A 25,576-nucleotide genomic window follows, 5' to 3' on the forward strand; every position below is an offset into this window, starting at 1 on the left:
GCGGGGTGCTTCCGCACGGGTCAGCCCTTGAACCAGCCGGAGGGGGCGGGGGCGAGGTTCTGGTAGATGTGCTTGGCCTCCTGGTACTCGCGCAGACCCGTGGGGCCGAGCTCGCGTCCGACGCCGGAGCGGCCGAAGCCGCCCCACTCGGCCTGGGGTACATAGGGGTGGAAGTCGTTGATCCACACGGTGCCGTGCCGCAGCCGCAGGGCGACGCGCTGGGCGCGGCTCGCATCCGAGGTCCACACACCGCCGGCCAGCCCGTAGCGGGTGTCGTTGGCCAGTTCCACCGCCTCGTCCTCGGTGCGGAAGCGCTCGACGGTGACGACCGGGCCGAAGACCTCCTCCTGGACGATCCGCATGGACCGGTCACAGTCGGCGAAGATCGTCGGCAGCAGGAAGAACCCGCGACTGAGGGCCGGGTCGTCGGGGCGGGTGCCGCCGGTGACGAGCCGGGCGCCCTCCTCCTTGCCGAGGGCGATGTAACCCTCGACCTTCTCACGGTGCTCGGCGGAGCTGAGCGGGCCGCTCTCGGTGCCCTCCTCCAGGCCGTTGCCGAGCCGGATCGCCCGGGCGCGCTCGGCGTAGGCCTCGACGAACCGGTCGTGCAGGGAGTCCTCGACCAGCAGACGCGATCCGGCCGAGCAGACCTGCCCGGAGTGCAGGAAGGCGGCGTCGAGGGCGTAGTCGACGGCGGCGTCGAAATCGGCGTCGGCGAAGACGATGTTGGGGTTCTTGCCGCCCAGTTCCAGCGCGATGTTGCGCGGGCCCCCGGCGGCGGCGGCCATGATGGCCCGGCCGGTGTTCAGACCGCCGGTGAAGGAGACCAGGTCGACGTCGGGGTGGCCGGTCAGTGCGGCGCCGACGGTCGCCCCGGATCCCAGCACCAGGTTGGCGACGCCGGGCGGTGCGCCGGCCTCCTCGATGAGCCGGATCATGGTGATCGTGGTGAGGGGTGTGGTCTCGCTGGGCTTCAGGACGAAGGTGTTGCCGGCGGCCAGGGCCGGGGCGACCTTCCAGGAGGCCTGCAGCAGCGGGTAGTTCCAGGGGGCGATGAGCGCGCACACGCCGACCGGCTGGTAGACGACGCGGCTGAGGACGTCCGGGCCGACGTCGACGACCCGGCCGCCGTCCTTGCCCGCGAGTTCGGCGAAGTAGCGGAAGGCGTTCGCCACGTCCTCCACGTCGATCCGCGCCTCGGCGAGCGTCTTGCCGGTGTCGAGCGTCTCGGTACGGGCGATGTCCTCGCGGTCGCGCAGCAGCAGGTCGTGGACGCGCAGCAGCAGGTCGGCGCGGCTGCGGGAGGGGGCGTTCGCCCAGTCCTCCTCGGCGAAGGCGCGCCGGGCTGCGCGCACGGCGCGGTCGACATCGGCGGCGTCGGCCTCGTCGACGGTGGTGACGACCGAGGCGTCGTAGGGGTTGACCACGTCGCGGCGGCCGCCGGCCGCCGCCTGCGTCCACTCGCCGTCGATGTACAGATCACCCACCGCGGGGCCTCCTTCGCGTCCGGCCGGAGCCCGATCGGCTCGACGACCAGCAACATGGCCCATCGGGCGTGCGGCGGCCACGGGCCACACCGCCGCGGCGGTGTCCGGCCTGCCCCTAGGACCCGGCTGGGCTAGTCGCACGGGCCCGGGCGTGCGCACCGAAGTGTGCCGGGACCGACAACCCCGCACACGAACCAGGAAGCCTCCGGGGGATTCACACCTGTTCGCACTGACATGACACCCGGCAGATGTCCCGCATTCGTCCCCGACAGCCCCCGAAACAGTCATTCGTCCCCGTACGGCCGTTGACGTAGACCCGGAAGTAACATGTCACCCGCGCACCCGAAGCGCACTAGCGTGCGGTGCCGTACCAGGAGGCACCACCATGCGACCGCGACCCCCCGTCAAGGGCCGAGGCATCTTCAGCGGCACCGGGCTCATCGTCATATGCCTGACGGCGACGCTCGCCGCGCTGGCCTTCCCGATCTGGTCGTACCCGGACCAGCCGGGGACGGCCCCGAACGTACTGAGCGCCCAGACCCTGCAGACGAGCTACGGCCCGCTCTCCGCGCTCGACCAGGATTTCCTCACGAAGGTCAGACTGGCCGGGCTGTGGGAGCTGCCCGCGGGGCGGCAGGCGCAGTCGAAGGGGACCACACCGGCCGTCCGGACGGCGGGCCGGCACCTCGTCGAGGGGCACCGGTTCCTGGACGAGCGGGTCCGCGGCGTCGCAGCCCGGCTGGACCTCGACCTGCCCGACGAGCCCAGCGCACAGCAGAGGCAGTGGCTGGACCGGCTCGAGCGGGCGCGGGGCACGGAGTACGACCGCGAGTTCGCCACCATCCTGCGGGTGGCCCACGGCACGGTGTTCCCGGTCGTCGCCCAGGTCCGCGCGAGTACCCGCAACTCCCTGGTGCGCGAACTCGCCGATGACGCCAACACGACCGTCCTCGACCACATCAAGGTCCTGGAGGCCACGGGTGAGGTCGACTTCGACGCCGTGGCCCGTGACCTGACCGCCGGCTCCACTCACCCCGCGGCCGCCCCCGGACTCGCCGTTCCCCCCTCTTCACCGCCCTCGTCGCCGCCGTCTCCGTCGCCGTCCTCGTCGGACTACACGCTTCCGCCGCCCGCCTACAGGCCGCCGCCGGACTGAACGGAACGTCACATACCGACAACACTCCGTCCGGATCGTGAACGAGGCATGGTGTTTTCGGGACCGTGTCACATACAAACAACATATGCTCTGGGTTCTTTTCCTGCTGGCGGCCTGGGCCGTGGCCGGCACGGCGTGCACGCGTCTGTGCCTGGCCGCCGTCCGCGCCGCGGCCGTGGCGGCGCAGACCGGCCGGGGTCGTGAACTCACGCTGTACGAGGCGGCGTTCCTCTCCGGCGGCCCCCGCCGGGTCGCCGACGTGACGCTGGTCGCCATGGCCCGTCAGCGTCGGCTGCTCCTCGCCCACACCGGCTGGGCGACGGTCGTCGACCCGCGCGGGCGGGACGACATGGAACGGTCGGTGATCGGGGCCATCGGCCCCGAGGGGCAGTCCCGGATCGCGCCGGTGCGGTCCACGGCCGCCGCGGCGGACGCGGTGCGCGGGATCGCCGACGGGCTGGTGCGCGCCGGGCTCGCGGTGCCGGACAGCGCCCGTACGACGGTCGCGACGGCCGTCCGCCAGGTCCGTGCCGCCGCGGTCGCCGTCCTCGGGCTGGGCCTGGCCGCCCTGCTGACGCCCGCTCCGCCGGACATGCCGCGGCATCTGGTCGCCCTGTGGTTCGCGCTGCCGCTCACCCTGGCCCTGAGCTGCCTGGCCGTCGCGCGGATCGAGATCCACCCCTACTCACGCTGGGCCTCCCCGGCCGGCCAGCAGATGCTCGGTGCGCTGACCCGCACCGCGGACGGCACCGCCGACGACCGCACCTTCCTCACCTCGGTGGCCGTGCGCGGTGTCGGCGCGATCGGCGAACCGGACCTGCGCGCCGCGTTCGCGCATCGCGAGCCAGGCGACTGACGCACGCCGGGGGCGCACCGGGGGGCACGGCGCCGACACCGGCGGACGGTGCTTGCCTTCCCCTCTCCCCGTACGAAACATCCCTTTCGTCGCCACCGTGCACCGAAGGGATACGCATGAGAGCCGCTCTCCTCTACTCGGCCGCAGGGTCCTTGCTGCTGAGCACCCTCGCCGGGGCCCCGGCCACCGCGGACCCGGCGGGTGCGGCGGAGCGGCGCGGCACGGCCGTGGCGGCCGCCCGGGCGAAGGCGGCCGGCGTCGACTTCGGCCCCTGCCCCGACGCGCAGGACCTGCCCGGCAGCATGCGGTGCGGCACGGTGCGCGTCCCCCTGGACTACGCCCGGCCGGACGGCGAGCAGATCGAACTCTCCGTCAGCAGGGCCCTGGCGACGCGGAAAGACCCCCGGGGCGGCGGCCACAAGGTCCTCCGGCAGGGCGCCCTCGTCCACAACCCGGGCGGCCCCGGTGCCGACGGCCTGTACTTCCCGCTGATCGGCCTGCTGCCCGAGTGGAAGCGCATCGCGGCGGCGTACGACCTCGTCGGCTACGCGCCGCGCGGTGTCGGCCGCTCGGCGCCGCTCTCCTGCGAGGACCCGAAGCAGTTCTTCAAGGGGCCCTCGCAGGCGCCGGCCCGGCCCTCCGCCTCGTACAAGAGGGAACGCATCGCGCGGGCGAAGGCGTACGCGCGCGGCTGCGCCGAGCGGGCCGGCGACGCGCTGCGGCACTACCACTCCCTCAACAACGCCCGCGACCTCGACGTCCTGCGCGCCGCGCTCGGCGAGGAGCGGCTGACCTTCATGGGCTCGTCGTACGGAACGTACTTCGGGGCCCTGTACGCGACGCTGTTCCCGGCGCACGTGCGGCGGATGGTGTTCGACTCGGTCGTCCACCCCGGCCCCGGGCGGATCTGGTACCGCAACAACCTCGCCCAGTCGGCGGCGTTCGAACGGCGCTGGGCGGACTTCCGGGCGTGGATCGCCCGCCACGACGACGTGTACGGGCTGGGCGCCACCGCGCGCGAGGTGCTGCGCGGCTACCGGCGGGCGAGCGCGCGCCTGGCCGCCGAGCCCGCGGGCGGGAAGGTCGGGCCGGGCCAGTTGCAGCGGGCGTTGCTTCAGGCCGCGTACTACGACGACCTGTGGCCGCACCGCGCGCACGCCCTGTCGGCGTACCTCGCGGGCGACCCGAAGCCCCTGATCGAGCAGGCGGAGCAGCATCCGGAGGCGGCGGCCGAGGCGGAGAACTCACGCGCGGTGTACCTGGCCGTCGAGTGCAACGACGCCCCCTGGCCCACGGACTGGACGGTGTGGGACCGGGACAACGCCCGGCTCGCACGGGTGGCGCCCTTCGCGACCTGGGACAACGCGTGGACGAACCTGCCGTGCGCCTACTGGCCGGCGCCCCGGCAGCGGCCGCTCGACGTCGGCGCCGCGCCGGGTGAGCTGCCGCCGACGCTGATCCTGGCCGCCGAGCGGGACGCCGCCACCCCGTACGACGGCGCCCTCGCACTCCACGACCGTCTCGCGGGCTCGGCCCTGGTGACGGAGCGGGACGCCGGCGCCCACGGGCTCGCGGGCGGCCCGAACGCCTGCGTCAACGGCCATGTGGAGGCGTATCTGCTGGAGGGGCGCCTGCCGGGACGGCGCGCGGAGTGCGCCCCCCACACCGAGCCGAAACCCACCGCCCCGCCCACCTGGCCTACACCGGCGGCCCCGGACGAGGCCGGGGCCGTGGCGCACAGAAGCGTCCGCTGAATCAGGCCGGCGAGGCGACCAGCATCAGGCCAGCGAGGCAACCAGCTCGGCGACGTCCTTGCGGCGGCCCGTGTAGAACGGCACCTCCTCGCGGACGTGCATCCGGGCCTCCGATGCGCGCAGGTGACGCATGAGGTCGACGATGCGGTACAGCTCGTCGGCCTCGAAGGCGAGGATCCACTCGTAGTCGCCGAGGGAGAACGAGGCGACGGTGTTGGCGCGCACGTCCGGGTAGCCGCGGGCCATCTTGCCGTGGTCGGCGAGCATGCGGCGGCGGTCCTCGTCGGGCAGCAGGTACCAGTCGTAGGAGCGCACGAACGGGTAGACACTCACGTAGTCGCGGGGCGTCTCGTCGGCGAGGAACGCCGGGATGTGCGAGCGGTTGAACTCGGCGGGGCGGTGCAGCGCCATGTTCGACCAGACGGGCTCCAGGGCGCGGCCCAGCTTCGTCCGGCGGAAGAGGTTGTACGCATCCTGCAGCGCGTCGCTGGTCTCCGCGTGCCACCAGATCATGAGGTCGGCGTCGGCGCGCAGGCCCGAGACGTCGTACGTGCCGCGGACCGTCACGTCCTTGGCGGCGAGCTGGTCGAACAGCTCCTGGACCTCGTCGGCGTACCCGGTGCGGTCCTCGGGGAGGACGTCCTTCAGCTTGAAGACGCACCAGAGCGTGTAGCGGATGACCTCGTTGAGGTCCTTGGCCAGCTTGCCCTTGTTCGGGATGCGGTCGGGCCCGGCGCTGGAGGCCGTGGTGGAGGCGTCGTCACTCATGCCTCTCATTCTCCCGCTCCGCCGTGCAGACTCTGCACCGGGTGGGCGGTGAGCTCCTGCACACCCCGCAGGTCACCGTGGATCTGGTCGACGGCGGCGTAGGCGCTCGCGATGCAGGCGGGGATGCCGACGCCGTCGTACGCGGCGCCGCACACGGCGAGGCCGGGCAGGCGGGCGACGTGCTCCCGGACGCGGGCCACGCGCGCGTGGTGGCCGACCGGGTACTGGGGCAGGCCGTCGTCCCAGCGGGTGACGCGGGTGGCGACGGGGACGGCGTCGAGGCCGGTCGCCGCCTTCAGATCGTGCCGGGAGACGTCCACCAGGTCGCTGTCGTCGCGCCGGAGGATCTCCGTCTCGCCGTACCGCCCGACGGAGGTGCGCAGGACGACCAGGTCGGGGTTCTCGTCGGCGATCCAGCCCCACTTCTGCGAGGCGAAGGTGGACGCCTTGATGGTGTGTCCGTCGACCGGCGGCACGAGGAAGCCGCTGCCCTCGGGCAGGTCCGTCCCACCGCGGCGGTAGGCGAGGGTGACCAGGGCCATGGACGCGTACTCGACGCCGTCGAGCTCCGCGGCGGCCCCGGGGCACTCGGCGCGCAGCAGCCGGGCCGCGGCGGGCGCGGGGGCGGCGACGACCACGGCGTCCGCGAGCCACTCGCGGTCGCCGGAGGCGACCTGCCAGCCGCCGTCCGGGGTGCGGCGCAGTCCCGTCACCGGTGTCCGTGTGAGGATCTCGCCCCCGCGGGCGAGGACCGAGTCCGCCACCGCGAGGGGCAGGGTGCCGATGCCGCCCCGGACACCCATGAACACCGGGCCGGTCTGCCCGGCCGCCGCCGCCCTGGCCTGGAGCTCCCGGACCCCTTCGGTCAGCGAGGTGTGGGTGCGGGCCACCTGGAAGAGCTGCGGGACGGCCGAACGCATGGAGATGCGGTACGCGTCCCCCGCGTACACCCCGCCCAGCATGGGCTCCAGCAGACGGTCGACGACCTCGCGGCCGAGGCGCCGCGCGACGTACTCCCCGACCGCCACGTCGTCGCCGACCTCGGTGCGGGGCAGTTCGGCGTCCCGCTCGATGCGGGCGAGGCCCTCCTCGGACACCACACCGGCCAGGGCGGACGCGGCGCCGGGCACGCCCATCACATGCCCCTTGGGGAAGGGGCGCAGGGCGCCGCGGGTCCACAGCGAGGCCGTCGCCGTGGCCGGGGGCTGGAGACGGTCGGCGAGGCCCACCTCGCGGGCGAGTGCCACCGCCTCGGGGCGGCGGGCCAGCATCGACTCGGCGCCGAGGTCCACCCGTGCGCCCGCGACCTCCCCGGGCAGCAGCTTGCCGCCGGTCCGGCCGGACGCCTCCAGTACGGTCACCCGCGCCCCGCGGTCCAGCAGCCGGTGCGCGGCGGCCAGTCCCGCGATACCCGCCCCGATGACGACGACCCGCCCTTGTGCTTCACGCATGCCCCCAGCCTCTCAGACCCCACCGGCGGTGCCGCCGCACCCCGGTGTCCTGCACGAGTCCCGACCGTGACCGCATCGGAACCGTCCCGGGCCAAACGATCGGCACCGTCCGGGCGTCGAAGAAGCGTGAGCAGAATCGACCTCCGGGGGGATGCCCGCATGCGCACACGACGATCGCGACGATCCACACGATCCGTACGACACACCGCCCCGGCCCTGGCCGCGCTGCTGCTGTCGGCCGCCCTCGCCCTGACGGGGTGCAGCGCCGGGGACGACGCGTCGGGTGGCAGCGGCTCCGCCGCCGACCGCGGGGCGGACGGCAAGGGCGTCTCGGGCGAAGCCGCCCCCGGCGGCACCGGAAACGGCGCCAGGGCCACGGCGCCGCCGAAGCTCACCCCGGCCCACATCATCCGCACGGCCTCCCTGACCGTGCAGGTCAAGGACGTCCCGCAGGCCCTGGAGCAGGCCCGCACCGGGGTGGAGAACGCGGGCGGCTACGTCGGCGACGAGACCACCACCCGCGACGCCGAGGGCCATGAGCGCACCCGGGTCGTGCTGCGCGTGCCCGTCGAGAAGTACGACTCGGTCCTGGACGCCCTGGAGGGTGCCGGCAAGCTCCTCGACCGCAGCGCGAAGGCCGAGGACGTCACCGACCAGGTCGTGGACGTGGAGAGCCGGATCAAGACGCAGCGCGCCAGCGTGGCCCGGATCCGCGAGCTGATGGACCAGGCCACCAAGCTCAGTGACGTGGTCACCCTGGAGGGCGAACTGAGCACCCGCCAGGCCGACCTGGAGGCGCTGATCGCCCGGCAGAAGTCCCTGAAGGACCGCACCAGCCTGGCCACCGTCACGCTGTCGCTGTCCGAGACCCCGGTGAAGAAGGAGACGAAGGACGACGACCCGGGCTTCGTGGACGCGCTCGCGGGCGGCTGGGACGCCTTCGTGACGATGCTGCGCTGGCTCACCGTGGTCGTCGGCGCCGTCCTGCCGTTCGCGGCGGTGGCCGCGCTGATCGTCTGGCTCTGGCTGCGCGTCGTACGCCCCCGGCTGCCGCGCCACCCCGCGCCCACCGCGACCGCGCCGGGCCCGCTGCCCACGGCCCGGCCGGCGCCGGAGTCCACGCAGCCGGGAACGCCGGGGCAGCGGGACTGAAATGCCCTGCTCCCGTAGCGTGTTCGCATGAACATGAGGCGTACACGGGAGCGACTGGTCGTCATCGGCGGTGACGCCGCGGGCATGTCCGCGGCGTCCCAGGCGCGCCGTCTGAAGGGCCCCGACGAGCTGGAGATCGTGGCGTTCGAACGGGGTCACTTCACGTCGTACTCGGCGTGCGGCATCCCCTACTGGGTCGGCGGCGACGTCACCGACCGGGACCGGCTCATCGCCCGCACGCCCGAGGAGCACCGCGCCCGCGACATCGACCTGCGGCTGCGCACCGAGGTCACGGAACTCGACCCCGACGGGCAGCGGGTACGCGCGCGTGACCTGGAGACCGGCGAGGAGTCCTGGACGTCGTACGACAAGCTCGTGATCGCGACCGGCGCCCGCCCGATCCGGCCGGACATGCCCGGGGCCGACGCGGCCGGGGTGCACGGGGTGCAGACCCTGGACGACGGTCAGGCGCTCCTCGACACGCTGGAACGCACGCGGGGCCGCCGCGCGGTGATCGTCGGGGCCGGTTACATCGGCGTGGAGATGGCCGAGGCGCTCATCAAGCGCGGCTACGAGGTGACGGTCGTCAACCGCGGCAGCGAGCCCATGTCGACCCTCGACCCCGACATGGGCCGCCTGGTGCACGACGCCATGGAGGGCCTGGGCATCACGATGGTGAACGACGCCGAGGTCACGAAGATCATGACCGGTGATGGGGGCACCTCCCTGCTCGGGCGAAGCCGAGAGCTCGGGGGAGGGCGGGTGCGGGCCGTGGTCACGGCGGAGCGCGAATTCCCCGCGGACGTCGTCGTGCTGGGCATCGGCGTGCGCCCCGAGACGGCCCTCGCGAAGGCCGCCGGCCTTCCCCTCGGCGCGCACGGCGGTCTCCTCACGGACCGCTCGATGCGCGTGCGCGGCCGGGAGAACATCTGGGCCGGCGGCGACTGCGTCGAGGTCCTCGATCTGGTCTCGGGACAGGAGCGGCACATCCCGCTCGGCACCCACGCCAACAAGCACGGCCAGGTCATCGGGACCAACGTCGGCGGCGACTACGCGACCTTCCCGGGCGTGGTCGGCACGGCGGTCAGCAAGGTCTGCGACCTGGAGATCGCCCGCACGGGTCTGCGGGAGAAGGACGCCCACCGGGTGGGCCTGCGCTTCGAGTCGGTCACCATCGAGTCGACCAGCCGGGCGGGCTACTACCCGAACGCCTCCCCGATGACGGTCAAGATGCTCGCCGAGCACCGCACGGGCCGCGTCCTCGGCGTCCAGATCGTCGGCCGGGAGGGCGCGGGCAAGCGGGTCGACATCGCGGCGGTCGCCCTCACGGCGGGCATGACGGCGGAACAGATGACGGCCCTGGACCTCGGCTACGCCCCGCCGTTCTCCCCGGTCTGGGACCCGGTCCTGGTAGCGGCCCGCAAGGCGTCGGCTAAGGTGCGCGGTTCGTTGTGAGGCAGGGCGGGGCCACGCCCTCAGGGCCGGGCGGGGCGCCTTTGTGGGGCAGGGCGGTGCCGCGCCCTCAGGGGCGCGGGGCTGTGTCAATGTGCGGCTCCGCCGCGTGGGCGCGACGAGCCACCACGCACCCGCACCCCTGCGGCGAAACGGCCTACGCCGTCCCCGCCGTACCGTTGATCCGGTCGATCGCCTGCCGCGCCTGCTCCGCCGGCGGCCGCGACGGCAACGACGACACCGACGCCGGAGCGGCCGTCACCGCCGGCGGCTGCTCCCCCGCCGGCTTCGCGTGCGTGGCCACCCGGGTCGACCGCAACCGGTGACTCACGGCCTCCTCCAGCGTCACGGGCCGCCGCAACTGGGTCGCCAGCCGCCCCGCCTCCTGGCCCAGGCGGGCCACGTCCTCCCAGGGCAGCCGCACCACCAGCGTCAGCTCCGCCTCACCGTCGGGCAGTGCGTGCATGGCGGGAGTAGCTCGGTCGTTCATCGCCTGTTCCTCACGTCGGCCCCGCGACCCGCCTTCCCCGCGCCGCGGGCGGTTGCCGACACATACGCACGCCCGTGCGGCCGCGTTCACCGAACCGGCCGATCGGGCCCGCGTCAGCTTGCGGTCAGCGTGTGCACGTGCTCGACCAGCCGCGTGAGGGCGTCCGGGTCCGTGGACGGCATGACGCCGTGGCCCAGGTTGAAGACGTGACCCTCGAGGTCCTTCGCCGAGTCCAGGACCTCGCGGGTCTTCGCCTCGACGGCCTCCGTCGGGGCGAACAGCACCGTCGGGTCGAGGTTGCCCTGGAGTGCCTTGCCGGGGCCGACCCGGCGTGCGGCCTCGTCCATCGGGACGCGCCAGTCGACGCCGACGACGTCCGCGCCGGCCTCGCCCATGAGACCCAGCAGCTCGCCGGTGCCGACGCCGAAGTGGATGCGCGGGACGCCGTACCCGGCGACCGCCTCGAAGACCTTCGCCGAGGCGGGCAGCACCGAGCGGCGGTAGTCGACGGGGGCCAGCGCACCGGCCCAGGAGTCGAACAGCTGGACCGCCGAGGCGCCCGCCTCGATCTGCACCTTCAGGAACGCTGCGGTGATGTCCGAAAGGCGGTCCAGCAGGTCGGCCCAGAGCTCCGGGTCGCCGTACATCATCGCCTTGGCGTTCTCGTACGTGCGCGAGGGGCCGCCCTCGACGAGGTAGCTGGCGAGGGTGAAGGGGGCGCCGGCGAAGCCGATGAGGGGCGTGGCACCGAGCTCGCGGGTGAGCAGGCCGATGGCCTCCGTGACGTAGGAGACGTCCTCGGGGGTCAGGTCGCGCAGCTGCGCGAGGTCCGCGCGGGTGCGGACGGGGCGCTCGACGACCGGGCCGACGCCGGGCTTGATGTCGAGGTCGATGCCGATGGCCTTGAGCGGGACGACGATGTCGCTGAAGTAGATCGCCGCGTCCACGCCGTGCCGGCGCACCGGCTGGAGCGTGATCTCGGTGACCAGCTCGGGCCGCATGCAGGACTCGAGCATCGGGATGCCCTCGCGCACCTTGCGGTACTCCGGCAGTGAGCGCCCGGCCTGTCGCATGAACCACACCGGTGTGTGCGGTACGGGCTCGCGCCGGCAGGCCTTGAGGAAGGCGGAGTCGTACGTGGCGGACGGCTGCTGGGCCCGAGGGGCGTCGTTGGCACTCACGGGGCCAAGTTTCGCACGGCGTGGAACGGCGTGATTCAGCCCCTGGAGAGGCGCGGGGTGTCTAGCCCCGCACGCGGGCTCGGGTCCCCGTAATCTTCCCGCATGGCTGCGGCTCAGGGACGACTGTCGGACGGCGCTGGCGGAATGGACGAAGCGAAGGACACCGAGAACGACCGGCGGGAGGCGGACTCCGCCCCGCTGCCCTTCCGGGCCGCCGTCGACGCGCTCAAGGCGGCGCGGCTGCGGCCCCAGATCGAGGTCGAGCCGACGCCCCCGCCGAGGCGGCTCGCTCCTCACAGCTACGCGTTGGAGGCGGCGGTCGTCGACGGCGACCAGGACCTGGCCGACGGTCGGCTGGTGCTGCTGCACGACCCGGCCGGGCACGACGCCTGGCGGGGCACGTTCCGGCTGGTGACGCTGGTGCGCGCGGAGCTGGAGCCGGAGATGGCGGCGGATCCCCTGCTGCCCGAGGTGTGCTGGACCTGGCTGACGGGCGCGCTCCAGGCGCGGGGGCTGACCGGTGGGGAGCCGAGCGGCACCGTCACGCGGGCGAGCTCCCACTACTTCGGCGGGCTGTCGGCTCGCCCGGCCGCCTCGCAGATCGAGATCCGCGCGTCGTGGACGCCGCGGGAGGGTCTGGGCGGCGTCCCGGACACGGCGGCGCACCTGGCGGCATGGTGCGATCTGCTCGCCCAGATCGCGGGGCTGCCCCCGGCCGTCCCCGGAGACGCGTCGGTGGTGACGCTGCCGCAGCGACGGGGCCCGCAGTCCCGCTGACCGCCCCCTGACCTGCCCGATCGACCTCTGACCGCCCCGCACTGATCGACCTTGTGCGGGGCGGTCAACCATGTCCCGTCGACGATCACACCTCAGTACCCCTCTTGGCCGAATCACTTTGTCGATACGGCCACTTTCGACCGCGTACCGACGCAGACCGAAACCGTCCGGCCTTCGAATGATCGACCGCGTGTCCGAATTGCACGGATTGTTATCACCGAATCGTGATCATTCTCTAAAGGCGGACGGATTCGGTGCCGAAGACGACTGTGACCTTGAAAGCACGGTTCGTCCCGGCTTCACCCCCCACGAGCCGGCCCCGTCCGCACCCCAGGAGGCCTGGTGTCCGTTCTCCTCGAGCAGCCCGCAAGCCTGGTCGCCTACCGCCCGAACAAGCCGACCGCCATGGTGGTCGTGGCCGACCCGCGCGTCCGCTCCACCGTCACCCGCCACCTGTGGGCGCTCGGTGTGCGCGACGTCATCGAGGCCTCGTCCATCGCGGAGGCTCGTCCCCGCATCGGCAACCCCCGCGACATCTGTGTCGCAGACGTCCACCTGCCGGATGGCTCCGGCCTCACGCTGCTGTCGGAGACCCGCGCGGCGGGCTGGCCCAACGGGCTCGCCCTCTCCGCCGCCGACGACATCGGCGCCGTGCGCAACGCACTCGCCGGCGGCGTGAAGGGTTACGTCGTCACCGGCACCCGCACCAACGTCGGGCTCCCCACCCGGCCGGGTGCCGCCCCCATCGGCGCCGCCGCCGCACGACTGCACCGCCGCCCCCCGGGTGCCCCGAGCCACCCGGGCGGCTACCGCGAACTGTCCGGCCGTGAGGTCGAGGTGCTGCGACTGGTCGCGGAAGGCCAGTCGAACAAGGCGATCGGCGTCTCGATGGGCCTGTCCGCCCTGACCGTCAAGAGCCACCTCGCCCGCATCGCCCGCAAGCTCGGCACGGGCGACCGCGCCGGCATGGTCGCGGTGGCGCTGCGGACCGGGATCATCCACTGACCCGCCCCCGACCCCTCGTGACCCTTCCCTCACGTGACGCGGGACCGGCCGCCGGCCCCGTTCACGTCACTCACGGTTCGTGAACCCGCCGCTTCCCCGACATGACTGGTTTGCGACCCCCGGGCGCCCGCCGACGGAACGTTCCGTCGGCGGGCGCTGTCCATACATGGATACCCTTGACAGGTGACCGACGCCCACGACACCGCAGCAGACAGCTCACTGCGAACCACCGGAGGCGCCCCTCCGGACGACGGCGGATCTTCTGTTACGGAGGCGCCGACCCCTCTGCTGGAGCCGCGTGAGGGCATTCCGCCCGTCATCGCGGACCAGACCGCCCTGGCCCGGATGATCGCCGCCTTCGAGGCGGGGTCCGGGCCCGTCGCCGTGGATGCCGAGCGTGCGTCCGGCTACCGCTACGGGCAGCGCGCCTACCTCGTCCAGCTGCGCCGCGAGGGCGCCGGGACGGCCCTGATCGACCCCGTGGCCTGCCCCGACCTGTCCGCCCTCGGTGACGCCCTGTCGGGTGTCGAGTGGGTGCTGCACGCCGCCACCCAGGACCTGCCCTGCCTGCGCGAGATAGGCATGGTGCCCACCCGCCTGTTCGACACCGAGCTGGCCGGCCGGCTCGCCGGGTTCCCCCGGGTCGGCCTCGGCGCGATGGTCGAGAGTGTGCTGGGCTTCGTCCTGGAGAAGGGCCACTCCGCGGTCGACTGGTCGACCCGGCCCCTGCCCGAGCCCTGGCTGCGCTACGCGGCCCTGGACGTCGAGCTGCTCGTCGACCTGCGCGACGCGCTGGAGAAGGAGCTGGACCGGCAGGGCAAGCTCGAATGGGCCCGCCAGGAGTTCGACGCGATCGCCTCGGCTCCCCCGCCCGAGCCCCGCAAGGACCCGTGGCGGCGTACGTCCGGCATGCACAAGGTGCGCCGGCGGCGGCAGCTGGCCGTCGTACGGGAGCTGTGGCAGACCCGGGACCGGATCGCGCAGCGGCGGGACGTCTCGCCGGGCAAGGTGCTCGGGGACGCGGCCATCGTCGAGGCCGCGCTGGCACTTCCGGCCAATGTGCACGCGCTGGCCGGGCTGAACGGTTTCGGCCACCGTGTGGGCAAGCGGCAGCTGGATCAGTGGCAGGCGGCGGTGGACCGGGCGAAGGCGCTGAGCGAGGCGCAGTTGCCGCAGCCGGGGCAGCCGGTGGCCGGCCCTCCGCCGCCGCGCGCCTGGGCCGACAAGGACCCCACGGCCGCGGCACGGCTGTCCGCGGCACGGGCCGGGGTGACGGCGCTGGCCGAGCAGCTGAACATGCCGCAGGAGAACCTGATCACCCCGGACACGGTGCGACGGGTGTGCTGGGAGCCCCCGGCGGTGGTGGACGCGGAGTCCGTCGCGGCGGCGCTGGCCGGGCATGGTGCGCGGCCCTGGCAGGTGGAGCAGGTGACGCCGGTTCTCGTGAAGGCGCTGTCCGCCAAGGAGGCCTAGCGGCCGCCGCTGGGCCTCGCGGCGTACGGCGGCTGCGGGTGGACTTCGGCTTGTGGCGCAGCTCCCCGCGCCCCGGAGGGGCGTCTACTTCGTGGCACCTCGGGTGAAGCCGTTGTAGATGTAGCGCTGGAGGCACAGGAAGACGATCAGCGTCGGGAGTATCACGAGAATCGCTCCTGCCGAGATGGTCTCCCCGTGGGCTCCGAACGGCCGGAGACGGCGGCCAGGGAGGTGTTCGCCGACTCCGCGGTGCCGAGCCGGCTGGGCGCCGAGCCTCACCGCTCGGACCTTGGCCGGATCGCGCGTGGATGTGGTGGGACTGACGGGGTGCCGGCCGGCCCGGGCCCTGGGGCTCGAACCCTGGTACCTGGAGTTCGTGTCCGGCGTGCAGAGCGTGCAGGCCGAGCACTCCAGCTCGCTGCTGCTGCGACTGGTGCGGAACATGGACGTGGAGGTGGGCGTCCAGGAGGCGTGGTGGCGAGCACGGCAGATCGGCGGGTCGATCCTCGTCGACTTCCGTGTCGCTGCCGGCCTGGGACGACTCGCAGCTGTGCCGGCTGACGTATCCGACGCTTTCGGCGATGAGCCATGACGTGCACGGGTTCGGAGCGGAGTGACCAGGACCTTGTTCCCGGTGATCACCGGGGGTGAGGGCGGATCACACCCGGTTGCCGACCCCTGTGCTGACGCCTCGGGGGTCCACTGCGCCGCCTCGGTGAGCGCCGTACGGGGGTGCGGGTGCGTTGTCGCTGGTCGCGCCGTTCCCCGCGCCCCTGAGGGCACCGCACCACCCGGAGAGGAGATGTGACCTTCACCGCTCCGCCTGCCAGGGCTGTGCAGCTACGTTACCCATAAGTAGCATGAGCCTGAGCGCGCGCTCAGCGCATCGCAGCAGCAATGCAGATCCTGACCCTGGAGGAGAGCCATCGTGCCTCGTACCGTCAGGGACGTCGTCTTCGTCGACGGCGTCCGCACCCCGTTCGGCAAGGCGGGCCCGAAGGGCATCTACCACGAGACCCGCGCCGACGACCTCGTCGTGAAGGCGATCCGGGAGCTGCTGCGCCGCAACCCCGGACTCGACCCGAAGAAGATCGACGAGGTCGCCATCGCCGCGACCACACAGATCGGTGACCAGGGCCTGACCATCGGCCGCACCGCCGGGATCCTCGCCGGTCTCCCCCAGTCCGTGCCGGGCTACTCCATCGACCGCATGTGCGCCGGCGCCCTGACCGCCGTCACCTCGGTCGCCGGTTCCGTGGCCTTCGGCGCCTACGACATCGCCATCGCGGGCGGTGTCGAGCACATGGGCCGCCACCCCATGGGCGAGGGCGTGGACCCGAACCCGCGGTTCGTCTCGGAGAAGCTGGTCGACGAGTCCGCCCTCTTCATGGGCATGACCGCGGAGAACCTGCACGACCGGTACCCGCAGATCACCAAGCAGCGCGCCGACGAGTACGCCGTGCGCTCCCAGGAGAAGGCCGCCAAGGCGTACGCCAACGGCAAGATCCAGGCCGACCTGGTGCCGGTGTCGGTACGCCGCACCTCCCCCGAGGCCGGTGAGACGGGCTGGGGCCTGGTCACCGCCGACGAGCCGATGCGCCCGGGCACGACCCTGGAGAACCTCCAGGGCCTGAAGACCCCGTTCCGCGTCCACGGCCGGGTCACCGCCGGCAACGCGGCCGGCCTGAACGACGGCGCCACCGCTTCGCTCATCGCCTCCGAGGACTTCGCGCGGGAGCACGACCTCCCCGTGAAGATGCGTCTGGTCTCCTACTCCTTCGCGGGCGTCGAGCCGGAGGTCATGGGCTACGGCCCGATCCCGGCGACGGAGAAGGCGCTGGCCCAGGCGGGTCTGTCGATCTCCGACATCGGCCTGTTCGAGATCAACGAGGCCTTCGCCGTCCAGGTCCTGGCGTTCCTGGACCACTACGGCATCGCCGACGACGACGAGCGCGTCAACCAGTACGGCGGCGCCATCGCCTTCGGCCACCCGCTGGCCTCCTCCGGCGTCCGTCTGATGACGCAGCTGGCCCGCCAGTTCGAGGAGCAGCCGCACGTCCGCTACGGCCTGACCACCATGTGCGTCGGCTTCGGCATGGGCGCGACGGTCATCTGGGAGAACCCGCACTTCGAGGGGGACAAGTGAGCACCACCGCCGAGCTTCTGAAGCAGGCTTCCGAACTGTTCCCGGACGAGGTCGTCACGAGTGCGCACGTACGCCACTTCGACCTGCCGCTGGGTGCGGGCCGTTTCGCCCTGATCACCCTGGACAACGGCCACGACCACACCAAGCCGACCACCTTCGGCCCGGCCTCGCTGGCGAACCTCGACGCCGCGATCGACCAGGTCGAGAAGGAGGCCGCGGACGGCGAGATCGTCGGCGTCGGCCTCACCGGCAAGCCGTTCATCTTCGCGGTCGGCGCCGACCTCAAGGGCGTGGAGATCCTCAAGGAGTACGAGCACGCCCTCGCCATCGGCAAGGGCGGCCACGAGGTCTTCAAGCGGCTGTCGAAGCTGGCCGTGCCGACCTTCGCGTACTACAACGGCGCCGCGATGGGCGGCGGTGTCGAGGTCGGTCTGCACTGCACCTACCGCACCGTCTCCGCCGCCCTGCCGGCGTTCTCGCTGCCCGAGGTCTTCCTCGGTCTGGTCCCGGGCTGGGGCGGCTGCGCCCTGCTGCCGAACCTGATCGGCCCCGAGAAGGCCGTCTCGGTGATCATCGAGAACAGCCTCAACCAGAACAAGCAGCTCAAGGGCAAGCAGGTCTTCGAGCTCGGGATCGCCGACGCGATCTTCGAGGGCGCGGACTTCCTGGAGCAGTCGCTGATCTGGACCGCTGCCGTCCTCAAGGGCGAGCTGGAGATCGAGCGCCCGGTCATCGACCGCGGCGAGGCCTGGGACCAGGCCGTCGCCAAGGGCCGCTTCATCGCGGACTCCAAGGTGCACGGCGCCGCCCCGGCCGCCTACCGCGCCCTGGACATCATCGCCGCCGCCAAGAACGGCGACCTCCAGCAGGGCTACGACGCCGAGGACAAGGCCCTCGCCGACCTCATCATGGGCGGCGAACTGCGCTCCGGCATCTACGCCTTCAACCTGGTGCAGAAGCGCGGCAAGCGCCCGGCCGGCGCCCCGGACAAGAACCTGGCCCGCCCGGTCACCAAGGTCGGTGTCGTCGGCGCCGGTCTGATGGCCAGCCAGCTCGCGCTGCTGTTCCTGCGCCGCCTGGAGGTGCCGGTCGTGCTGACCGACATCGACCAGGAGCGCGTCGACAAGGGTGTGGGCTACGTCCACGCCGAGATCGACAAGCTGCTCGGCAAGGGCCGCATCAACCAGGACAAGGCCAACCGCCTCAAGGCGCTGGTGTCCGGTGTGCTGGACAAGGCCGAGGGCTTCTCGGACGCCGACTTCGTCATCGAGGCGGTCTTCGAGGAGATCGGCGTCAAGCAGCAGGTGTTCGCGGAGGTCGAGGCGGTCGCCCCGGCGCACGCCATCTTCGCCACCAACACCTCCTCGCTGTCGGTCTCCGAGATGGCGTCGAAGCTGAAGCACCCCGAGCGGGTCGTCGGCTTCCACTTCTTCAACCCGGTCGCCGTCCTGCCACTGCTGGAGATCGTGCGCGGCGAGAAGACCGACGACGCCTCGCTGGCCACGGCCTTCGCCGTCGCCAAGAAGCTGAAGAAGACCGCGGTCCTCACCAAGGACGCCCCGGCGTTCGTCGTGAACCGCATCCTGACCCGCTTCATGGGCGAGATCCAGAACGTCATCGACGAGGGCACGCCGGTCGAGGTCGCCGAGAAGGCCGTGGAGCCGCTCGGTCTGCCGATGTCGCCGCTGGTGCTGCTGGAGCTGGTCGGCCCCGCGATCGGTCTGCACGTCTCGGAGACCCTCAACCGGGCCTTCCCGGACCGCTTCACGGTCTCCCCGAACCTCGCGGCGGTCGTCAAGGCCGGCAAGCGCGGCTTCTACGTCTACGACTCCGGCAAGCCGGAGTTGGACCCCGAGGTCGCCGCGCTACTGAAGCAGGGCGACACCGTCCTGACGGAGGAGCAGGTCCGCGACCGCGTGCTCGACGCGGTGGCGCAGGAGATCGGCATCATGCTCGAGGAGGGCGTCGTCGCCGAGGCCCAGGACATCGACCTGTGCCTCATCACGGGCGCCGGCTGGCCCTTCCACCTGGGCGGCATCACGCCGTACCTGGACCGCGAGGGTGTCTCCGAGCGCGTGAACGGCAAGAGGTTCCTGGCGCAGGGCGTCGCGAGCGTCCCGGCGTAACGCGTTACCCCTGAGGGGGGTGGGGCGTACGGTAACAATCCGTGCACCCGCCCCCCTTTCTGCATGCCGCCACAGATAGGATCCTCACACAATCCGACCATTGTTTACCTGAATCTGACGGTCTCCACAGCGGACCGCCGGGTGTCCTCGAAGGAGTCCTGCGTGGCGTCCCCTCGTCGCCGAACACCCCGACGCCGGGTCTGGCCCAAGATCAGGCTCCTGCTCCTCGTGGCGGTCGTCGCCGCCGGCGGTACGGCGCTCTACCCCATGTGGAAGGCCGCGAACCCGGATCCGCCCGAGCTGAGGGTCCGCTACCGGACCGACACCCCGGCGACGGCGACGGCGGCCAAGCCCTCCTTCGAAATCTTCAACGACACCGACAAAGCAGTCCCGTTGAGCGATGTGACGCTCCGGTACTGGTTCACGGCAGACGGCGCGGCAGGCCCCTCCTCGTACGCCTTCAACTGCGTCAACGTGGTCTTCGGCTGCTCGAACGTGGCCGGGCGGATCGTCGCGATGGACAAGGCCACCGACACCGCCGACCACTACCTGGAGGTACGCTTCACGGCCGCCGCGGGCAGCCTGAAGCCCGGCGCCAACAGCAAGGGCGTCGACCTCCAGCTCTTCCGCACCGATCACAAGAAGCTGAAGCAGTCCGACGACCGCTCCTTCGACGCGGAGATGACCAGCTACAAGGCGGCGGAGAAGATCACCGCCTACAAGCGGGGCGTCCTCGTCTGGGGTGAGGAGCCGGACGGCACCAAGGCCGGCGACGGGAAGAAGACGGCGGCAGCGAAGGCCGCACCCGAGCCGCTGCCCGCCCGGCCCGCCGGCGTGCTGTTCGACGACTTCACCTACCAGGGCCCCAAGGACCCGGCCCTGTTCAAGCACGGCTGGCTGGTCCGCACCAGCAAGGGCGGCCCGGGCGTCGAGAACACCTGGTCCGCGAGCGGCGTCAGCTTCCCCACCGCCGAGGGCTCCCACGCCGACGGCCAGGTGCTCAACCTGCGGGCGAGCACGGACGGCACCGAGGCCGGCACGAAGCAGGCGAGCCTCGGCACGGCCGCGAGCAAGTTCCGCGACGGCACCTACGCGGCCCGGATCCACTTCAGCGACGAGCCGTCCACCGGGGACTCCGGCGACCACGTCAACCAGACCTTCTACACCATCGGCGGCAAGGGCTCGAAGTACAGCGAGCTGGACAACGAGTACATGCCGAACGGCGGCTGGGGCCGGCCCGGCCCCAAGCTCGACACCGTGACCTGGTTCGACCACAAGACGAACGACCGGGTCTACAAGACCACCAACAAGAGCCTCGACACCTGGCACACCGTGCTGATCCGGGTGAAGGACGGCGTCGTCGCCTACTGGCTCGACGGCAAGAAGGTCTTCCTCAGCAACGGCAAGTACGCCCCGCGCGCGGACATGTCCGTGAACTTCAACCACTGGTTCATCGATCTGCCGTTCAAGGGCGACCGCGCCTGGGACATGAAGGTGGACTGGCTCTACTACAACGCGAACGAAACCCTCTCGGCGAAGCAGGTGCAGTCCGCTGTCGACGGCTTCACCGACGAGGGCATGAACTACTTCGACACGGTACGGGAGTCCCGGTGAGGAAAAGGCGGTCCGGCGCCCACAGGCACGCTGCGGAGGCGACGGAGGACAAGCCGGTGGTCAGCAGGCGCTCCGCCCTGCTGATGGGCGGTACGGGAGGCGTCGCCATGGCCGGTGGTGGCGCATGGCTGGGCAAGGTGGTGGCGCAGCCCGCCGCCGCCCCGGCCGCCGCGGGAGGCATCGGCGGCCTCACCACGCCTCCCCTCTACGCTCCCTCCGGGCGCCGCCCCAAGTACCGCCGGGCCACCTGGTCCCAGCAGTTCCAGTCCGGCCACGGCTGGACGCCCGGGGGCGCGGGCACCGCGTCGGCGGAGGCGAACGACAAGTCGGTCTTCGTGCGCGGCACCCAGTCGGTGCGGGTGACCACGGGCGGCAACGGCAAGCAGTCCTACGTCCGCAAGACCGGCATGACCGCGATGAGCATGACCGGCAAGATGATCCGGCTGGTCTTCCGCGTCGACGACGTGACGAACCTGGCCAAGCTCGTCTTCTACCTGGGCAGCGGCTCCCTGGCGAACCACTTCGCCTGGACCCACCACGTCCATTCCAAGACCTCGGCCAACTATGTCCAGTCCGGGGAGTGGGTGACCGTCCACCTCCAGTGGGCGGACGTCAACGCGGCGGCCGGCACGTACTCCATCGGCGCCGACGGAAAGCCGTCCACGAAGACCGGCTTCACGGACATGTCGTTCGCCGTGTACGACGACGCGGGCGGTCCGGTGACCTACCGGTTGCAGGCCGTCGAGCTGATACCGGACACCGTCTCGGTCTTTCCCAAGGGCGTCGTCTCCATCACCTTCGACGACTCCCACAAGTCCATCCACGATCTTGCCCGGCCGGTCATGGACCGCTTCGGCTTCCCCGGCACGGTCTACAACATCGCCGACGCCATCGGCACCGGCAGCTTCCTGACGCTCAACCAGATGCGGTCCATGCAGGACTTCTCCGGCTGGGAGATGGGCGGCCACTCGTACGCGAACGCCGTCCACACGGCCAGCTACCCCAAGCTCACCGCCGAGCAGGCCGACGACGACTTCCGCAAGCTGCGCGAGTGGCTGGTGTCCAACGGCTTCACCAGCGAGCACTTCGCCTATCCGCACGGCGCGTTCCAGAAGACCTCCGACGGGGTCCCGGTCGACCAGATCGCGAGCCGGCACTTCACCACGGCCCGGTCGATCATCTCCGAGACGATCGAGTCGTTCGCGCCGGCGATGCCGTACCGCCTGAAGGCGCTCACGGGGATCAACGACGGCACGGGGATCGGCGGTACGGCCCTGTCGAAGCTGACGGGCGCGGGCGGCCGGCTCGACCGGTGCGTCAACAGCGGCGACTGGCTGATCCTGTGCCTGCACAAGGTCGTCGACGGCGCACCCGCCACGAGCACCGAGATCGGCAAGGCGGGCCTGGAGACGCTGATGAAGGCGATCGACGACCGGGACATCCCGGTGCTGACGGTCGAGGAAGCGATGGCCTCCTACACCTGAGGCCCGTGGCCCTGCACGCCCGGCGCCCGGACACACAAGAGAGGGGCGGCCCCCCGGCCGCCCCTCTCTCCGTTCTCTCCCGCGGCGTTACCAGCCGCCCTGCCCGTAGCCCTGCCCCTGGCCCTGGCCCTGCTGCCACGACGGGTCCTGGTGCGGATAGCCGCCCTGCTGCGGGACGGGGCCGCCCTGGCCCGGGTACTGCTGCTGGTACGGGTCGTGATGCCCGGGGTGGCCGCCGCCCTGCCACTGCTGCCCGCCGGCCGGCTCCGGTGCCCCCCAGCTCACGCGCTGCTGCGGGACGCCCGCGTGGTGCTCCTCGTGGTAGCCGGGGATCGGCTGCGGCTGGGAGGGGATGCCGCCCGCCGGGCGGGGCCGGGTGCGCAGCGCCACACCCTCCAGACGCATCAGTTGGAGCGTCTCGGTGACCTTCTTGTCGGAGTACGGGTCCTCTTCCTCGAAGATCTCCGTCACGTCGCTCTCGTGGTCCCCGGCCACGGACACCTCGACGCCGCCCTGACGGGTGCCCCAACTGCCCTTGTGGAGGGTGAACAGGGCGTAGAAACGCAGCGGGGTCAGCAGCGTCAGCTGGATCACGCCGTAGATCGGCGCGAGCAGGAACATGCCGAAGCGCTTGATGAAGCCCATCCCGCGGCGCGGGAAGTCGAGGTAGCGCACGTTGCGCAGGTAGCCCATCAGTACCATGAAGACCAGGTAGTCGCCGATGTGGTTGACGAACTGGGCGGGCTTCATGATGGGCAGGATGACCATCGAGTAGAACATCGCCGAGCCGAAGACCAGCCACAGGGCGAGTTCCATGCAGGTCAGCCAGAAGGCCGGCCGGTACTTCTTCTGGTGCCGGAACGCCCAGAGCGACTCGCGGAAGAAGGACTTGTTCCAGCGCACCTGCTGACGCAGGAAGTGCGGCAGCTTCTCGGGGACGGCCGTGTAGCCGACGGCGGTCTCCTGGAAGACGACCTGGCCCTCCATCAGGCAGTAGTTGGTCATCCGGCGGTCGTCACCGAAGACGGCCGGCTTGCCGAGGAACTGCTGGTTGAGGAAGTCCGGCAGGTACTTGCGCACCAGCGTGCCGCGGTAGGCGGAGAGCGCGCCGCAGCAGCACAGGACCGACTTCAGCCGCGAGTAGGCGGCCCGTTCGAACAGGAACGAGTTGCCGTAGCGCAGGTCCTGGAGACGGGTGAAGATGTTGCTGTCGTGGTTGAGCGCGAGGACCATGCCGGTGGAGGCCATGATCTTCTCGTCGGCCAGCGGCAGCAGCAGCTCGCGCACGGTGTCCCGGGACAGCACGGTGTCCGAGTCGACGCACAGGAAGATGTCGGAGTACGGCGCCGCCTCGAAGCCGAGTGCGAGTGCCTCGCGTTTGCCCTTGTTCTCGGGCTGGACGCTGACGGTGTACTTGACGCCCTTGGCCTCGAACTCCCGGCGCATCTTCTTCGCGGCCCTGATGCCGGAGTCGTTGGCGCTGGCGTCGTCGATGATGTGGATCTCGTTCGGCAGGCGGCTCTGCGCGAGGAGGCTGCGCATGCCCTGCTCGAACATCACCGGGTCCTCGTTGTAGATCGGGATGACCGCGGTGACCCAGGCGTTCTCCAGGTACTCCAGCTCCTCCCGCCCGGCCTTGGCCGGACGGTAGAAGAGGGCGCCGAACATCTTCAGGGCGAGCAGGCCCATGGCTCCCATGGAGTACAGGTGCAGGGAGCCGGCGTCGAGCCGGGTGGCGATCAGCGCGGCCAGGCCCAGGAAGACGAAGTACGAGACCTTCAGGTGCCGCCGCTTGCGGTGGGCTCGGCGCCCACCCGAGTCGACGGCCCCGGGTATGTACGTATCTTCGGAAGTCACAGCTTGACCACCCGCGGGTGGTCGGCGGATTTGCCCCGGGTGTCGAAGAGCGATCGGGCGCGGTCGGCCAGCTCGTCGAGGTCGATCTCGCGGTGCGGCTGGAGCAGGATCGTCAGGTCGGCGGCCTCGGCGGCGGCGAGGTAGTCCTCGACCCGCTCGACGGGCGCACCGGCGACGCGCCAGTCCTCGACCCGCGGGTCGAAGTAGACGAGCTCGGCGCCGCGCGCGAGGAGGTTCTCCGCGACGGCCAGGGCCGGGCTCTCCCGCTGGTCGGAGATGTCCGGCTTGTAGGTCACGCCGAGCAGCAGGACCCGGGAGCCGCGCACGGCCTTGCCCTGGTCGTTGAGCAGATCGGCGGCCCGGTTCACCACGTGCACGGGCATGCGCTGGTTGATCTCCTGCGCCAGCTCCACGAACCGGAACGGGATGCCCAGCGAACGCACCTTGTACGACAGGTAGTTGGGGTCGATCGGAATGCAGTGCCCACCGACGCCCGGGCCGGGGTGGAACGGCGCGAATCCGAACGGCTTCGTGGAAGCGCACCGGATGGCGTCCCACAGATCGACGCCGATCTCGCGGCAGAACATCGACATCTCGTTGACGAGCGCGATGTTGACGTGCCGGTACGTGTTCTCCAGCAGCTTGGCCATCTCGGCCTCGCGGGTGCCCTTGGCCTCGACGACCCGGTTCACGAACCGCTCGTAGAGAGAGCGGGCGGCCTTGGTGCAGTCGGCCGTGATGCCGCCGACGACCTTGGGGGTGTTCTCCAGGCCGAAGGAGGGGTTGCCCGGGTCGATGCGCTCCGGGGAGAAGGCAAGGTGGAAGTCGACGCCGACGCGCAGGCCCCCGGCCTCCAGACGCGGCCGGACGACCTCGTCGGTCGTGCCCGGGTAGGTCGTGGACTCCAGGACCACGAGCGTGCCGGCGGTGAGGTGGGCGGCGATGTCGTCCACGGCGGCGTGCACCGCACCGAGGTCCGGGGCGCCGTGATCGGTGAGCGGCGTGGGAACACACACCACGACCGCGGCGGCGCCGGCGATCACGTCGGCCCGGTCGACGGCCTCGAAGCCCTGCTCCAGCATGGCCCGCACTTCGGCGTCGGTGATGTCGTCGACGTGTGAACGGCCGGTGTTCAGTCCGTCGACCACCCGTCGGCTGCGGTCGAGACCGACCACCTTCAGGCCCGCGGCGGCGGCGGACCTGGCCAACGGCAGCCCCACGTAACCGAGTCCGACAACGACAAGATCCACCGTGGAGGATCTGCTCACGACATCATTCCCCAACCCCGTTGCCACGGCGTCGGCCAGACGCAGCAGCAACCGGCCCCCCGAGCAAAATCGAACAAGT

At 71.6% G+C, this 25,576-nt stretch carries 19 protein-coding genes and 2 pseudogenes; 13 read left to right on the forward strand and 8 right to left on the reverse strand.

All coding sequences use genetic code 11. From position 1 onward, the window contains the following. Positions 1-20 precede the first annotated feature (20 nt). Positions 21-1,487, reverse strand: a complete 1,467-nt coding sequence (locus ACIQU3_RS32115; RefSeq protein ID WP_403929098.1) for an aldehyde dehydrogenase family protein — start codon at positions 1,485-1,487, stop codon at positions 21-23. A 385-nt stretch (positions 1,488-1,872) separates the two neighbouring features. On the opposite strand from ACIQU3_RS32115, the gene ACIQU3_RS32120 reads away from it, so the two are divergent. The 3 genes from ACIQU3_RS32120 (at position 1,873) to ACIQU3_RS32130 (ending at position 5,253) form a co-directional block, all read left to right on the forward strand. After that, positions 1,873-2,643, forward strand: coding sequence for a DUF4142 domain-containing protein (locus ACIQU3_RS32120; protein ID WP_403929100.1), 771 nt, complete (start codon positions 1,873-1,875; stop codon positions 2,641-2,643). A gap of 85 nt (positions 2,644-2,728) precedes the next feature. Further along, a complete protein-coding gene (locus ACIQU3_RS32125; RefSeq protein WP_403929103.1) occupies positions 2,729-3,499 on the forward strand; it encodes a TIGR04222 domain-containing membrane protein in 771 nt (256 codons plus the stop codon). Between the two features lie 116 nt (positions 3,500-3,615). Then, positions 3,616-5,253, forward strand: coding sequence for an alpha/beta hydrolase (locus ACIQU3_RS32130; protein WP_403929106.1), 1,638 nt, complete (start codon positions 3,616-3,618; stop codon positions 5,251-5,253). Between the two features lie 24 nt (positions 5,254-5,277). Here the strand turns inward: ACIQU3_RS32130 and hemQ are convergent, their stop codons facing one another. Together hemQ and hemG are read right to left on the reverse strand one after the other, a co-directional pair. After that, positions 5,278-6,021, reverse strand: a complete 744-nt coding sequence (hemQ, locus tag ACIQU3_RS32135; protein ID WP_403929109.1) for a hydrogen peroxide-dependent heme synthase — start codon at positions 6,019-6,021, stop codon at positions 5,278-5,280. Positions 6,022-6,026: 5 nt separating this feature from the next. Further along, positions 6,027-7,472: a protoporphyrinogen oxidase gene (gene hemG / locus ACIQU3_RS32140; RefSeq protein ID WP_403741272.1), complete on the reverse strand. Its 1,446-nt coding sequence runs from the start codon at positions 7,470-7,472 to the stop codon at positions 6,027-6,029. A gap of 159 nt (positions 7,473-7,631) precedes the next feature. Here hemG and ACIQU3_RS32145 point away from each other — a divergent pair, with 159 nt between their 5' ends. Together ACIQU3_RS32145 and ACIQU3_RS32150 are read left to right on the forward strand one after the other, a co-directional pair. Next, positions 7,632-8,624 (forward strand): DUF4349 domain-containing protein, encoded by a 993-nt coding sequence (locus tag ACIQU3_RS32145; protein ID WP_403929112.1) that lies wholly within the window; start codon positions 7,632-7,634, stop codon positions 8,622-8,624. Between the two features lie 27 nt (positions 8,625-8,651). After that, positions 8,652-10,079 carry an FAD-dependent oxidoreductase gene (locus ACIQU3_RS32150; protein WP_403929115.1) on the forward strand — a complete coding sequence of 476 codons (1,428 nt, stop codon included), beginning with the start codon at positions 8,652-8,654 and terminating at the stop codon, positions 10,077-10,079. A gap of 154 nt (positions 10,080-10,233) precedes the next feature. Here ACIQU3_RS32150 and ACIQU3_RS32155 read toward each other — a convergent pair whose 3' ends face one another. Together ACIQU3_RS32155 and hemE are read right to left on the reverse strand one after the other, a co-directional pair. Next, positions 10,234-10,566: a hypothetical protein gene (locus ACIQU3_RS32155; RefSeq protein ID WP_403741283.1), complete on the reverse strand. Its 333-nt coding sequence runs from the start codon at positions 10,564-10,566 to the stop codon at positions 10,234-10,236. Positions 10,567-10,679: 113 nt separating this feature from the next. Next, the gene (hemE, locus tag ACIQU3_RS32160; protein ID WP_403741286.1) at positions 10,680-11,747 is read right to left on the reverse strand and encodes a uroporphyrinogen decarboxylase; all 1,068 of its coding nucleotides are present in this window, start codon (positions 11,745-11,747) and stop codon (positions 10,680-10,682) included. A 102-nt stretch (positions 11,748-11,849) separates the two neighbouring features. On the opposite strand from hemE, the gene ACIQU3_RS32165 reads away from it, so the two are divergent. From ACIQU3_RS32165 to ACIQU3_RS32175, 3 genes are all read left to right on the forward strand, one after another. Next, a complete protein-coding gene (locus tag ACIQU3_RS32165) occupies positions 11,850-12,524 on the forward strand; it encodes a DUF3000 domain-containing protein (protein ID WP_403741289.1) in 675 nt (224 codons plus the stop codon). Between the two features lie 342 nt (positions 12,525-12,866). Further along, a complete protein-coding gene (locus ACIQU3_RS32170; protein WP_003993737.1) occupies positions 12,867-13,529 on the forward strand; it encodes a response regulator transcription factor in 663 nt (220 codons plus the stop codon). 183 nt (positions 13,530-13,712) lie between these two features. After that, entirely contained in the window at positions 13,713-15,002 is a 1,290-nt protein-coding gene (locus ACIQU3_RS32175; RefSeq protein WP_403741296.1) for a ribonuclease D, read from the forward strand. Between the two features lie 84 nt (positions 15,003-15,086). On the opposite strand, the pseudogene ACIQU3_RS32180 reads toward ACIQU3_RS32175, so the two are convergent. Then, positions 15,087-15,212 (reverse strand): annotated as a pseudogene (locus tag ACIQU3_RS32180) (carbohydrate ABC transporter permease); the annotation flags it as partial. A gap of 49 nt (positions 15,213-15,261) precedes the next feature. Here ACIQU3_RS32180 and ACIQU3_RS32185 point away from each other — a divergent pair. From ACIQU3_RS32185 to ACIQU3_RS32205, 5 genes and pseudogenes are all read left to right on the forward strand, one after another. Further along, positions 15,262-15,721 (forward strand): annotated as a pseudogene (locus ACIQU3_RS32185) (hypothetical protein); the annotation flags it as partial. A gap of 209 nt (positions 15,722-15,930) precedes the next feature. Beyond that, complete coding sequence (locus tag ACIQU3_RS32190; protein ID WP_403741300.1) at positions 15,931-17,148, forward strand: thiolase family protein; 1,218 nt, start codon at positions 15,931-15,933, stop codon at positions 17,146-17,148. Then, entirely contained in the window at positions 17,145-19,274 is a 2,130-nt protein-coding gene (locus tag ACIQU3_RS32195) for a 3-hydroxyacyl-CoA dehydrogenase NAD-binding domain-containing protein (RefSeq protein WP_403741303.1), read from the forward strand. Before ACIQU3_RS32190 ends, ACIQU3_RS32195 begins: the two co-directional genes overlap by 4 nt. A gap of 162 nt (positions 19,275-19,436) precedes the next feature. Further along, positions 19,437-20,888, forward strand: a complete 1,452-nt coding sequence (locus ACIQU3_RS32200) for a cellulose binding domain-containing protein (RefSeq protein ID WP_403741308.1) — start codon at positions 19,437-19,439, stop codon at positions 20,886-20,888. A 56-nt stretch (positions 20,889-20,944) separates the two neighbouring features. Next, a complete protein-coding gene (locus tag ACIQU3_RS32205; protein WP_403741311.1) occupies positions 20,945-22,372 on the forward strand; it encodes a polysaccharide deacetylase family protein in 1,428 nt (475 codons plus the stop codon). 87 nt (positions 22,373-22,459) lie between these two features. Here ACIQU3_RS32205 and ACIQU3_RS32210 read toward each other — a convergent pair whose 3' ends face one another. Together ACIQU3_RS32210 and ACIQU3_RS32215 are read right to left on the reverse strand one after the other, a co-directional pair. After that, complete coding sequence (locus ACIQU3_RS32210; RefSeq protein ID WP_403741314.1) at positions 22,460-24,229, reverse strand: glycosyltransferase; 1,770 nt, start codon at positions 24,227-24,229, stop codon at positions 22,460-22,462. After that, complete coding sequence (locus ACIQU3_RS32215; RefSeq protein WP_403741319.1) at positions 24,226-25,497, reverse strand: nucleotide sugar dehydrogenase; 1,272 nt, start codon at positions 25,495-25,497, stop codon at positions 24,226-24,228. Before ACIQU3_RS32215 ends, ACIQU3_RS32210 begins: the two co-directional genes overlap by 4 nt. Positions 25,498-25,576 lie beyond the last annotated feature (79 nt).

It is taken from the genome of Streptomyces sp. NPDC101110 (genome assembly GCF_044759525.1).
GTDB lineage: Bacteria > Actinomycetota > Actinomycetes > Streptomycetales > Streptomycetaceae > Streptomyces.